14 protein-coding genes are annotated in these 10,250 nt (G+C 59.7%); 1 reads left to right on the forward strand and 13 read right to left on the reverse strand.

What is annotated here, in order from left to right; translation table 11 throughout:
• Nucleotides 1-12 precede the first annotated feature (12 nt).
• The 9 genes from ACZ9W6_RS09915 to terL all read right to left on the reverse strand — a co-directional run bounded on the left by ACZ9W6_RS09915 (nt 13) and on the right by terL (nt 8,767).
• A complete protein-coding gene (locus tag ACZ9W6_RS09915; protein ID WP_465190959.1) occupies nt 13-921 on the reverse strand; it encodes a Mu-like prophage major head subunit gpT family protein in 909 nt (302 codons plus the stop codon).
• 15 nt (nt 922-936) lie between these two features.
• Nucleotides 937-1,341, reverse strand: coding sequence for a hypothetical protein (locus ACZ9W6_RS09920; protein WP_465190960.1), 405 nt, complete (start codon nt 1,339-1,341; stop codon nt 937-939).
• A gap of 3 nt (nt 1,342-1,344) precedes the next feature.
• The gene (locus ACZ9W6_RS09925) at nt 1,345-2,442 is read right to left on the reverse strand and encodes a phage protease (RefSeq protein WP_465190961.1); all 1,098 of its coding nucleotides are present in this window, start codon (nt 2,440-2,442) and stop codon (nt 1,345-1,347) included.
• Between the two features lie 56 nt (nt 2,443-2,498).
• Nucleotides 2,499-2,852 carry a hypothetical protein gene (locus ACZ9W6_RS09930; protein WP_465190962.1) on the reverse strand — a complete coding sequence of 118 codons (354 nt, stop codon included), beginning with the start codon at nt 2,850-2,852 and terminating at the stop codon, nt 2,499-2,501.
• Nucleotides 2,833-3,639, reverse strand: coding sequence for a hypothetical protein (locus tag ACZ9W6_RS09935; RefSeq protein WP_465190963.1), 807 nt, complete (start codon nt 3,637-3,639; stop codon nt 2,833-2,835). Before ACZ9W6_RS09935 ends, ACZ9W6_RS09930 begins: the two co-directional genes overlap by 20 nt.
• Nucleotides 3,640-3,738: 99 nt before the next feature.
• Complete coding sequence (locus tag ACZ9W6_RS09940; RefSeq protein ID WP_465190964.1) at nt 3,739-4,230, reverse strand: phage virion morphogenesis protein; 492 nt, start codon at nt 4,228-4,230, stop codon at nt 3,739-3,741.
• A 104-nt stretch (nt 4,231-4,334) separates the two neighbouring features.
• Nucleotides 4,335-5,606, reverse strand: coding sequence for a phage head morphogenesis protein (locus tag ACZ9W6_RS09945; RefSeq protein WP_465190965.1), 1,272 nt, complete (start codon nt 5,604-5,606; stop codon nt 4,335-4,337).
• Nucleotides 5,593-7,182: a DUF935 domain-containing protein gene (locus tag ACZ9W6_RS09950; RefSeq protein WP_465190966.1), complete on the reverse strand. Its 1,590-nt coding sequence runs from the start codon at nt 7,180-7,182 to the stop codon at nt 5,593-5,595. The genes ACZ9W6_RS09945 and ACZ9W6_RS09950 overlap by 14 nt, the downstream gene beginning before the upstream one ends.
• Nucleotides 7,183-7,192: 10 nt before the next feature.
• A complete protein-coding gene (gene terL / locus ACZ9W6_RS09955) occupies nt 7,193-8,767 on the reverse strand; it encodes a phage terminase large subunit (RefSeq protein WP_465190967.1) in 1,575 nt (524 codons plus the stop codon).
• 42 nt (nt 8,768-8,809) lie between these two features.
• Between terL and ACZ9W6_RS09960 the strand changes: the two genes are divergently transcribed.
• Entirely contained in the window at nt 8,810-9,307 is a 498-nt protein-coding gene (locus tag ACZ9W6_RS09960; protein ID WP_465190968.1) for a hypothetical protein, read from the forward strand.
• Here ACZ9W6_RS09960 and ACZ9W6_RS09965 read toward each other — a convergent pair.
• The 4 genes from ACZ9W6_RS09965 to ACZ9W6_RS09980 are packed head-to-tail and all read right to left on the reverse strand — an operon-like array spanning nt 9,304 to nt 10,247.
• Nucleotides 9,304-9,804, reverse strand: coding sequence for a DUF1804 family protein (locus ACZ9W6_RS09965; protein ID WP_465190969.1), 501 nt, complete (start codon nt 9,802-9,804; stop codon nt 9,304-9,306). The genes ACZ9W6_RS09960 and ACZ9W6_RS09965 overlap by 4 nt on opposite strands.
• Nucleotides 9,804-10,025 carry a hypothetical protein gene (locus ACZ9W6_RS09970; protein WP_465190970.1) on the reverse strand — a complete coding sequence of 74 codons (222 nt, stop codon included), beginning with the start codon at nt 10,023-10,025 and terminating at the stop codon, nt 9,804-9,806. The genes ACZ9W6_RS09965 and ACZ9W6_RS09970 overlap by 1 nt, the downstream gene beginning before the upstream one ends.
• Nucleotides 10,022-10,150 (reverse strand): TraR/DksA C4-type zinc finger protein, encoded by a 129-nt coding sequence (locus ACZ9W6_RS09975; protein WP_465190978.1) that lies wholly within the window; start codon nt 10,148-10,150, stop codon nt 10,022-10,024. Before ACZ9W6_RS09975 ends, ACZ9W6_RS09970 begins: the two co-directional genes overlap by 4 nt.
• A gap of 1 nt (nt 10,151) precedes the next feature.
• Nucleotides 10,152-10,247, reverse strand: a complete 96-nt coding sequence (locus ACZ9W6_RS09980; protein WP_465190979.1) for an integrase core domain-containing protein — start codon at nt 10,245-10,247, stop codon at nt 10,152-10,154.
• Between the last annotated feature and the right edge of the window lie 3 nt (nt 10,248-10,250).

Below are 10,250 nucleotides of genomic sequence, written 5' to 3' on the forward strand. Positions count from 1 at the left end.
TTACCCCCTCGCTTACGCCACGCTGCCGTCAGAACCGTAGGCCAGCTGCCAGAAGCCATAGCCACCAGCTGCGCGTGCCTCGGCACCGAACTTGAACTTCTTGCGGTTGAAGACATTGTCAGCCTGCGGGTCGGTCTGCTCGACAAACACCGGCTTTTTGCGCTCCTGATAGATGAAGGGTTTGACCGGCTTGGCGGTATCCAGCAGGAACCAGGCGTCATCCGAGGCCAGCCACGGCGCGACAACGACCTTGGCGGTGTTGCGATACGGGTTGGGCGTGCCGTCTTCGAAACGCTCGGCCGTCATCAGCAGGTTGGCCGTGTCCTCGAGTGCAGAGGGCACCAGCAGCACGTTAGGGTTGATCGCCAGCGGGCGGCCTTCGTCGTCCTTGAACTTCTTCATCGCGGTACGTGCCGCGCCATAGCTGGCCTGTGCCGCTGCCAGGCTGGCGCAGGACAGCTTCTTGCTGCCCTTGTTGGACACCGACTGGCCGTTTACCGGATGGTCGGTATCAAAGAAGTACTGGCCGTCGTAGCAAAGCGTGGTGAAAGCCTGGTTGACCAGGTCAAACACGATTTCGTCCGGCAGCTGCTTGGCCGAGTGACCGGCCATTTCGGCCTGCGGCTTGTAGATGCCCAGGTTGTCGTCTTCGATATCGTTGCGGTCTACCTCTACCGTGGCTTCCCAGTCATCGTTGACGATGCTGTATTTGGACGCAGACAGTGCCTTGACGGCTTTCTCGCCAATCCACTTGCGCATGCGCGGGAAGTTGGACAGCCAGGCATAGTCATTCTGTTTGCCGGTGGACGGCACCAGCATGGCCACGTCCTGCCACTGGCTCGGGGCGGTGGTGAAGGCGTTATTGAAGGTGGTCTTCAGGTTGATGAAGATGGCGCTCAGGGTCGATGCGTTAACCAGCATGTGTTTCTCCTTTGATTACAAAACCCAGACGCCATCACTGTCGATACCCAGCACGAGGCCGGCGGGCGAACGGGTATTGCTGCCGTTGCTCTTGGCCACGGTCTGGTTGTCAACGATGAAGCAGGGACGGCCGAGGCTGGCCTGATTCACCGGATCAGATGACTCGTTGCCCCACTTGAACGCCTTGCCACGGCGAACGGTGACAAACAGCGCGCCATCGGCACCGGCGCTGTTGTCTGCCGCCGCTTCGGCACGGCCGAAATAGGTCAGCGTGGTGGCCGAGGCACCCGGTGTGGCAAAGCCATCGGCGTTGATGGCCACCAGCGTGCCGGCCGGGATCTTCACCCCGGCAGCCACCGGCACCACCACCAGCTCGCTGTCCTTAAACGGGGTATTGCGGTCTTGGGTCGTGTTGGCCATGACTTACTCCTTCCGGGCGGTGGCCACAGTGGCCGGGTCATTGCCGAACATGGCGCATACGGCCAGCAGGTCGGCGTCCGGGCTGGTTGTCGTCTCGGCACCGGCGGGGGCTTTGCCATCTGTCTGCGTGCCGGACAGCGCGGCGATCTTCGGCGCGGTGGCCAGATAGCCTTGCAGCGCAGCAAGGTTGGATGCGCCCAGATCACGCGCCCATTGCTCTTGCGCAGGTAGCAGGCGGCCATCAGACAGCGCCGCCGTCAGCAGCTCGTTTACCTGATTGCCTTGCAGCTGGGCCGTCAGCGCCGCCACTTGGCCTTGCAGCTCGCGCATGGTGTCTACCGACACAAAACGCGACGGGTCAGCCTGATTGGCCGACAGTGCGGCAATGCGGGTCTGGTTGTCGGCCAGCAACTTGGGCAGATCGACACTGGCCGCCGCCGTGCCCTGGCCACCAGACAGCTTTTCGATCAACTTCTGAAGCTGGGCTTTGACGTCTTCCGCCGTTGCGCCCACGGGCAGATTGAGCAGCCAGCGCAGCTGCTCGATGAGTTCGTCCATTGCAGGTTCCTCCTGGATAAGGGACGTGGTGAGGGAAACCAGACGCGACAAGGCCGCCACCCCGACTTCGGGCAGCTCGTCCAGCGCGGGATTGTTGGTGAGGGCGACATGCAAGAGGCCAGTCACGCGGCCCTGTTTGTCGTAGGTAAAAACCGGGGAGAGATAGCGGTACTCGTTGGCCACAATCATCGCGGCGGCAGCGGCTGTCCATTCCACATCAGTGGCGTACAAGCCGTCATCGCGCCACACCAGCGTGCCAAACCAGCCGCTGGCCGGTGCAGGCTTGCCGTTGTCTACGCTGCGCAGGGTCTGGTGTTCGTAGTCGATGACATAGCGCGTGGCGCGGCGGCCGGCTTCGGTCACCAGTACGGCGGCCAAGGTGGCATTAAGCGACCACGCCGCACACTCGGCCGGACGGCCGTCACGGGCGCGGAATTCGCCAGCAGGTAGCAGCTTGATGACGCGCGGCGCTTCGCCATCGGCAGTGCCGATCTGGGCGAGGTCAACCGTCAGCGCGGCGATGTAGGGGGTTGGATGTGCCATGCCCCGCATTGTGCGGGGCATGTTGGGGCGGGATTAGCTGAGGGGGTTCAGTGGGTTTAGCTGGCTAATTTATCAATTAGCTTCTGCGCCGTTTGCAGCTGTACCTTTACCTGCATCTCATCAACTGACTTATCCAAATCATAATCAGCAGTAGCGCGAAGCGACTTCATGCTTTTGAGCATAATGGCCGTACTTCGATCTCCACCGTTTACAAAACGCTGGCTCAACTTCTCATGCGTCGCCATTTGCAAGTGCTCAAGAGACTCCAATCCCTTTTCATTTGCATAGGAAAGTGCCGAATGATAAGCCGCATAATAGGCTCGGCTGGCTGCACTGCGAAAGGCAGGTTCCGTCTTTTGCGCGTGAAGGTGATGAGCGATAGCAAGAATATCAGTTGGCTTGATCGGCATGAGGCAAAACCATAATAGCAGGCAAAGCAGACAGGTCTGCATCTGTATCGGCAGCCAAAACATCCGCAATCGCAAAATTCAGATCCACGCTATCTTCAACGGATAGCGGTACACGATAGTGAATCCAGCTGCCTCCATCTGCATGCCAGCCGTACTCTTCAGTAGCAACAAAGTTGCTACCCGCCAGTCGCTCACGAATCATTGACTCGACACGATTAATCCAGCGACTAAGAATCACTTCACCATCAGCAGATTTTGCAAGTTGAGCCGCCATCTGATGTATTAGCGTTGCAGTCAGATTAGTTCGGGCAGATCCATCATCCATGACACTATCCCCAGCACGCTTTAGAAGTTCTTCTGCATATAGCAAATGACCGCTACTTGCAATCACCCTTATCATGCCACCAGTCATGCCACATGAGAAAATGTCAAGATTGCTAGCCCGCATTTCTGCCATTGCCAATTCACTGCTCAACGCATTTGAGTACGCCATAATGAAATTGGACTGCAGAACTACATTGTTAGGCATCAACGATAAAGCTGTATTGAAATTACATGCGATGGTATCAAGATCACCAGAGAAGACTGCCAACATACCCAAGAGCTGATAACCGTCAGCAGCATCTTCAGCTGATTTGTCCAATAACGCAGAAGCGCTGCGCTGCCATCTCTTAAGCTCAAACTCCGAAGGCGTACGCAACCCACGCAACGCCGCGTTGATCTCGTCGATGAAAGTATTGGAAACTGTCTGGGGAATCATATTATGCAGGTTAGCATAAATTGCCATACGTTAGAATCCCGTTAGAACCTCACAACCCACCATCGCACACTCTCACAGCCAGTCCGCGCAATAAACCCCGCCAAAACGCCTTTACGCGCCTTTTGCCTAATTCCCGATAATCCGCCGCAGATAGTCCTGTGCCGCGTGTTCGATCTCGCGCTCATCCTCTGCGGTCAGTGCCAGATACGGCCGTGCCGGGATCACGCTGCCTGGGTGATTCACCTGTTTGACCACGCGGCCGCCGAAGGCCAGCGCCTTCTTGTTGCGTGGCTTGATGACGTGGGCGCGGGTTTTGCCGCCAAACTGGTGGATGGCGGCGTATTTTTTGTTGCTGCCCACCACGGCGCTGTCGTTGTCGCTATAGGGGGTGATGCTGGCGGCCAGCTGGCCGGATTTTTGCAGGATCTTGCCGCCGGGGCGGCCGGGCGGTTTCAGCCCTTGCCATTTGGGGCGGCCTTCCTGGGCGAAGTTTTCTTCCACCGCATCGGCCATGATGGCGGCGATATTGCGCATCAGCGGTGCGCGTTGCTGTGTAGCCTGGATTACACGCTGCAGGGCGGCGGTGATGCCGCTATGGTCGATCTTGATGTCTATCATGGCGTATACTCAAACTGACTCCGGAAACACGGTGAATCTCCCTGCCGTAGGACATGCCTGTAAAGGTGCGGATCGCGTGAGAGAGCCGGGAGCCTCTCCCGGAGTCAGCTTTCCCAGATCACTTTCCCGCTTTTCCGTATCCGGCTGATTTCCTTTTCACTGGTCGGATAGAACGATTGCAGCCAGTTTTCCTTCCCATCCCGCGTCACTTTGACAATCGCTGCCCACCAACGCCCCTGCAAGTTTATGAACTTCAGGTGCAGCTCTTTTTCCTGGATCACAAGCACAGGCCTTTCCAGCACCTCTTGCACCCGCCAGTAATCTGCCAGCGCCACGTCTTGCCCTTGCCGGTTGGCCAGCTGCTTGGCCAGCGTGTCATCCGATAGCCAGACCGTTTGTGACTGTGTGCCCAGCTGTGCCTGGTATTCGGCAGACAGCACCGCCACCGGATAACGCTGGCCGGTGGCGACTGCCTGCCGGATCTCGTTCACGCTCTGGCCTGCGGCCAACCCTTCGGCCACAGCGCCATCCAGTTGGCGATACCAGCGGGCAAAGTCGGGGCCGGTGAGTGTGCCGCGCACGTACTGGCGGGCGGTGTCCACCGGATATTTGTCCAGCTCCGGCTGGTAAGCGGCGCGGCCTGGGTTGTAGCCGAAACCAGCATCGGCGGTGAAGGTGTCGCCTGCCGGATCACGAAAGGCCGGTGCCGGGCGGGTATTGCCCTGGCGGTCTGTCGGCTGCTCTACCGTGGCCATGCGGCCTTCGCTGCTGGCGGGGGTAATGCCCAGCCGGTCGATGTCGCGGCCGCTACGGGTGCGCACGCGGCAGCGGCAGCCCCAGCCATTGGGCGGGTAGAAGGTTTGCCAGAACGGGTCGTCATAGCGAAACACGCGGCCAGCCATTTGCCGGTGTCGCGGGCGGGTGCGATTGTCCAGCACCGCCACGTATTCCCACCACGGGCGGTATTCGGCGTTGGCCAGCTGTTCCTGGTAGCGGCCAGCCATATAGGCTGATTGCAGATTGGTGCGGTAGATGGTTTCCAGGCGGCGCGGGTTCAGCCGTTTGCCTTCAATCTCGCCGGTGGATTTGTCCACGATGCGGCCTTTGCCCCACCAGCCCTTGGCTTCCAATACGGGTTGCAGCCGCTTCTGAAAATCCGCCAGCGTTTCGCCGTTTTTTAACGCGTCCGTTAACGCGCCGCGAATGTCGGATAGCACGTCCAGCTTGGTGACACCGGCCACAGTAAAGGCTTTGGCGTGCGCCTCTGCCCACACGTCTTGCCATTTGAAGCCGATGGCGTAGCCCTTGGCTTCAAAGTACTGGATGGCTTTTTCTGGCGGCAGGCTGACGGCAAAGCCCAGATCAACGTCCGGCATTGATCCGCCCCCACACGTCGGCCACAAACATGGCGCGCGCCATCAGGTCAGTCAGCGCGGCATCGTCCATCTGCGGGTAGGCTTCGGCCAGTGCGGCCAGTGCATCGTCTGGCGTGGTTCCTTCCCGAATAGCCGCAATGACGGGTGCCAGCATGCTGGCCAGCGCGTCGACTGCGGCATCGGGAAGGTTGGTCGCATCTATCGCCGCCTGATCCGGATAGACCGGCTCGCCCTGGTCGTTAGTCAGCACCGCGCGGTATTGGAAACCGGCGGCGGCTTGCGCCGGTTTTGTCACCGCTCGCAGCTCGGGTGGCAAGGCCAACTCGGGGCGCGGGGCGACAAGTACCTCATCTTCTTCGCCCGCTTCCGGAATGGCCAGCTTGTCGTGTACCCAGCTGGTTTTGACGCGCAGGCCCAGCCCGACAAGTTTGGGCAGGCTGTCGGCGTAGGCTTTCAGGTCTTCCGGTTCGCGGGTGTCAAACACGATGCGCGGCTGGCGGCGCGGGTCTGCCGAGCTGGCATTGAGTGCCAGCAGCGGCCAGATCAGATCGCGGTTCAGCGTGCTGGCCAGCTGGCGGGCATCCGAGACTTTCAGATCGTGGCGTACTTCGTTATGTACATTGCCCAGCGCATTGGTGCTGCTGGCCCCGTCTGCCTGGCTGGTCAGGGTGCCGCCCAGAACAGCTTTGGATACGCTGCGTTCGCACCAGGACACCATCGCCATAAACGGGTCGTGGCTGCCTTTGGCGGCTTCTTCAAATTCGATCATCATCCCGTCAGGAATAATGCCTGCTGCGTTGTGGCCAATACTGGCCACGGCACGCAACAGCGTGGCCTTTTCTTCTTTGGTGGCACCGGCGGGGTATTTGCCCAGGCGCAGCGGCAGGCCGTAGATTTCCAGAAACTCGGCCAGATCGCGCACGCTGTAATTCTTGAACAGATACGGCCAGGCCAGAATACGATGCAGGCCGCTGCGGTTGAGATAGCCCGATTTGGCCTTGTGCTTGTGAACGACCCAGCCGAATGGCTGCAGCGCGGCACCGTCTTGGCTGCCATCACGCAGGCGCAGATCGTTGCCATCGTGCTGCGCGGTCTGAAACCAGCGTTGCGGCCGGTGGGTAATGGCCTTTTGCAACCAGACATTGCCCAGCCGCTGCCATTCGATTTCCAGCGCGGCAAAGCCGTGGCCGATGCCGTCCAGGCAGTCCAGCATGATGTCTTCCAGATCCGGCAAGTCGGTCAGCCATTCCTTGACCTGCTCGGCCTGTTTTTTCTCGGCACGGCTGGCGTTGTCCGGCGGCTCGACAGACCAGTCCAGCGTCAGCAGCGCACGCTTGCGCTTGCTCATCTCGGCATAGATGTGCGCGTCCTTCTCTTCCATGTCCTGGAACAGGTCTGCCTGAGCGGCCAGATTGCCGCGTTCGGCAGATTCCAGAATCTGGTGCAGGCTGCCCGGCGTCATGCCGCGTGAGGGGTGGCTGGCGCTGTCGTGTTGCAGCAGCCACAGCTCGGCGGTTTGCGGCTCGCGCAGGGTGGCAGGCTGTAGCGGGTTGCCGTTGATATCCAGTATTGCCATAAGATCACCGTTACCAGGCACCGCCGCCAAAAGCGGCAAAGCCTTCGTAGTCTGTTTGTGAATGGGGTTCCACCGCCTCATAGGCGATCTGCCCGCCACCAGACAGCGCACCGGCCCACAGCATGTGCAGCGCGTCGGGGCCGTCGTCGTGGTCGGCTTTGGGGAAGTGGCGCAGCTGCTCTATCAGCGTGTGCTGGCTGGGGTGCAGGCGGATCAGGCCGTTGGCCATGTGTGGCTGTAGCGTCTCGATACGCAGCAGCTTGTCGCCGTGCGGGTTCACCGCGCGGGCAGGCACGGGGATGCCACGGGCGGCGGAACGCTTTACCAGCTCGGTGCGCATGAACTCCTGAAACTGGACGGATTCCACCAGCCACAGCACGCAGCGGTATTCGGCCTGAAAGGCGATGACATCTTCAATGATGCGGTCAGGCAGGCGCTTGCGGATGCTGGCCTCTACCACGTCCAGAATGCCGGTGTGGCGGTTATAGCCGCCCACCAGAATGGCAGACGGGTCGCGGCTGGCACCCGCCTTGCCTAGTGACGGGTCGCACGCGCCGTAAAACACCCACTCGCGCAGGCGGTTTACCCAAAAGGTGATGCAGTGGGCAAACGGCGCATCGTCACCCGATAGCGGGTCGTTCTGCTGTTCGCTGTCAAAAGCCGCGCGGCCATCGCGGGCGCGCTTCACCATCAGCTTGTAAAAGCTGGTGCCACCGGGCCAGCAGATGCGGACACCAGCATCCATCTCCGGCTGGTGTGCCTGGTAAAAGGCGCGGGCCTCGTCTTCGCCTTGGCCCAGCAGGATTTCTGTCCACCTGTCCCACAAGTCCATGCGGTCTGGCCAGCGTTCCACGGCGCGGAATTTGGCGCTTTTCCATAGCGGGTTTTTAAGTAGCCGCGCCAGCACCGAGTCGTAATGCAAAATGGTGCCGATAATGAACACGTCCAGGCTGTCGTCTGCCGCACCAAGGGACAGCAAGCTCTTGGTGATCCAGCTCATCAGCTTGTCGCGCTGCTCCGGGCTGCGCACGTTCTCGTCGTTTTCCAGATCGTCGCCAATCACCAGATCAGGCCGGTGCGGGCCGTGGCGGCGGCCACGGATTTTCTTGCCGGAGCCGAACACTTCCACCTTCACATCATTGGCGGTGACAATGGTGCCCACCTGCCACACCCTGCCCTGACCTGTGGCCTCGGGAAAATCCAGCAGCAGGCGCGGGTTAAACGCCAGCTCGGCCTTGATTGCCTCCAGCATCGGCCATGCCTGTTCAATCGCATCCATCACGATCAGCGGGTATTTCTTGCGGCCGGTGACAATGCACCACAGCGTGCCGATCTGCGTGACGATGGTGGATTTGGCATGGCCACGCGGCGCGGCCACCGCGTCGTGGTCGCCCACGTTGTTGTCTACCACCTGCTGGAAGCGGTCAAACAGGTAGTCATGCACCGTGGCCGGGCTGTGCTTCACGTAGTGCGGAAAGTAGGTCTGGGCGAAATAGCGAAAGCTGGCCATTGCCTGCAGGCGGCGGTACTCGGCGGCCAGTATTGCGACGTCATTGAGGAAGGTTTTTTTGGTAAGCTTGGTCATAAGCTTTATCTGCTTTAGTACTAAATACCAGAGAGGAATTAAATGATATTAAACCGATTGCTTCAAAATGACCTTTTGAAAGGATTGGCAACGCATTATCCTTATCAAACCGAAATGGCGTATTTGGACTCAGAAGTAATAACCAAATACTTCGAGCAGATAGAAGCCAACTTGGCTTATCTTGAAGAGCATGGACTAATTACTTGCCAGCACCCCAATCCACACTCTCCCGAACGATTGTTCAGCAAGTTGAACATCACTGCCCGCGGGATGGATTTCTTAGCGGATGATGGCGGCCTTACCGCCATCCTTGGCACTGTCACCGTCAAGCTGCATGCAGACACTGTGCGCGACTTGCTTGAAACCAAAGTCATGACATCTGACCTTCCTCCCGAGGAGAAAAGGCGCATTGCAGACACACTGAAAGACCTGCCTGGCGAGGCGCTCAAAATCGTGACCAACAAGTTGGTCGAAAAAGGACTCGAAGCGCTTTCCAACCCCCAATCCATTCTCAGCTTGGTCCAGGGCGTAATTAACTAGCCATAAGTCTTAGCCAACTCCTCCCCGAACGGCTCCAGCACTTCCACAAACGCCTGGGCATGTTTGGGGTATTTCTCGCGGATAAAGCTGGCCAGCTTCTGCACCACTGCCATTGCCGTGGCCAGCTCGCTGGTTTCCGGCAATACCTTGCGCGAGGCCGCCACCGTCTTGTTAAAGCTGTCGGCCAGGCTGGCCAGCATCGCCACTTTCTTTTCTGCCGGGATATCGGGGTTCGCGTTCAGCGTGTCCATCGTCGCCTGGTACTGGGTCAGGAAACCGGTCAGCGCGGCACGGGCGATGCTTTCGATGCCGTCGCCAGACAGGATGGCAGCGGCGCGCAGCTTGTCCCAGTCATCCCCTGCTTCTTGCGCCTCGCGCTTCCAGCGGCTGGCGGTGGACATGGACACACCACATTGCAATGCGGCCATTTCCAGCCCGATACGGTCGAACACGTACAGGCGGCGTACCTTGTCGCGGGTTTCGGGGGCGTGTGCCATTACAGTGCCCGCTTGACCAGCTCTACCGCGATGGCGGTGCCCACGGCCACGATGCCGCCGCTGATGGCTCCGGCGCGGGCGGCCTGTTGTTCTACATGGCGCAGGCGCTCGTCCATTGCGTCCAGCCGGTCGCCCTGGCTTGCCTGATTGGCAGCAATCATGTCCAGCTTGCCCTCGATACGCCCCAGGGCGCGGGTCAGTTCGTTGTTGTCGCCGCTCATGTGGCGCTCCTTCTTTCGTGTTTGTTTTGGCACTGCACGCAACGGGTGCAGCCGGGTGCGGCCAACCTTCTGGCCGGTGGTATCTCGTCGCCGCAGTCTGTAATGACCCAGCCCTTTCTGCACAGGTCAGGCTGCTAATTGATACGCCATTGCCGGCGTCTTCATCCCCAAAGCTTGGTGTGGGCGCCGGTGGTTGTAGAACCCAATCCAGTCTGCAATCACCCG

The sequence above is a fragment of the Vogesella lacus genome (genome assembly GCF_979366295.1).

Coding starts and splice junctions, on each gene's coding strand:
- ACZ9W6_RS09915 (WP_465190959.1), bottom strand. CDS start 921: ATGCTGGTTAACGCATCGACCCTGAGCGCCATCTTCATCAACCTGAAG.
- ACZ9W6_RS09920 (WP_465190960.1), bottom strand. CDS start 1,341: ATGGCCAACACGACCCAAGACCGCAATACCCCGTTTAAGGACAGCGAG.
- ACZ9W6_RS09925 (WP_465190961.1), bottom strand. CDS start 2,442: ATGGCACATCCAACCCCCTACATCGCCGCGCTGACGGTTGACCTCGCC.
- ACZ9W6_RS09930 (WP_465190962.1), bottom strand. CDS start 2,852: ATGCCGATCAAGCCAACTGATATTCTTGCTATCGCTCATCACCTTCAC.
- ACZ9W6_RS09935 (WP_465190963.1), bottom strand. CDS start 3,639: ATGGCAATTTATGCTAACCTGCATAATATGATTCCCCAGACAGTTTCC.
- ACZ9W6_RS09940 (WP_465190964.1), bottom strand. CDS start 4,230: ATGATAGACATCAAGATCGACCATAGCGGCATCACCGCCGCCCTGCAG.
- ACZ9W6_RS09945 (WP_465190965.1), bottom strand. CDS start 5,606: ATGCCGGACGTTGATCTGGGCTTTGCCGTCAGCCTGCCGCCAGAAAAA.
- ACZ9W6_RS09950 (WP_465190966.1), bottom strand. CDS start 7,182: ATGGCAATACTGGATATCAACGGCAACCCGCTACAGCCTGCCACCCTG.
- terL (WP_465190967.1), bottom strand. CDS start 8,767: ATGACCAAGCTTACCAAAAAAACCTTCCTCAATGACGTCGCAATACTG.
- ACZ9W6_RS09960 (WP_465190968.1), top strand. CDS start 8,810: ATGATATTAAACCGATTGCTTCAAAATGACCTTTTGAAAGGATTGGCA.
- ACZ9W6_RS09965 (WP_465190969.1), bottom strand. CDS start 9,804: ATGGCACACGCCCCCGAAACCCGCGACAAGGTACGCCGCCTGTACGTG.
- ACZ9W6_RS09970 (WP_465190970.1), bottom strand. CDS start 10,025: ATGAGCGGCGACAACAACGAACTGACCCGCGCCCTGGGGCGTATCGAG.